General features: G+C 63.9%; 1 pseudogene. It reads left to right on the top strand.

The features are described from left to right. A pseudogene (locus FNJ47_RS48740) lies at nucleotides 1–241 on the top strand (IS701 family transposase); the annotation flags it as partial.

The raw sequence follows: 241 nt of genomic DNA, 5'->3' as shown, positions 1-241 counted from the left end.
GTATCCGGTCGGTGTGAAGCTCATTTGGCCTATCACCAAAGTCCGCGGGACACCACGAAAGCACCCCGTGCCCGATATCTTATCGATTGCGGCAGATCAAATGCTGGCCGGGTCCAAATGGAAAACGGTGAGTTGCCGCGGCGGGACGAAGGGTCGGCTGAAAGCCCGGATTGCTGCTGGCCGGGGCCGCACCCCCGGGGGACCTACGCATCAGATCTGGGCGACGGGGCCGCCGGATGCC

It is taken from the genome of Bradyrhizobium uaiense, from assembly GCF_010811875.1.
GTDB lineage: Bacteria > Pseudomonadota > Alphaproteobacteria > Rhizobiales > Xanthobacteraceae > Bradyrhizobium > Bradyrhizobium uaiense.
The sequence above is the reverse complement of the archived record's forward strand: the minus strand, read 5'-3'. Positions and strand labels throughout refer to the sequence as shown.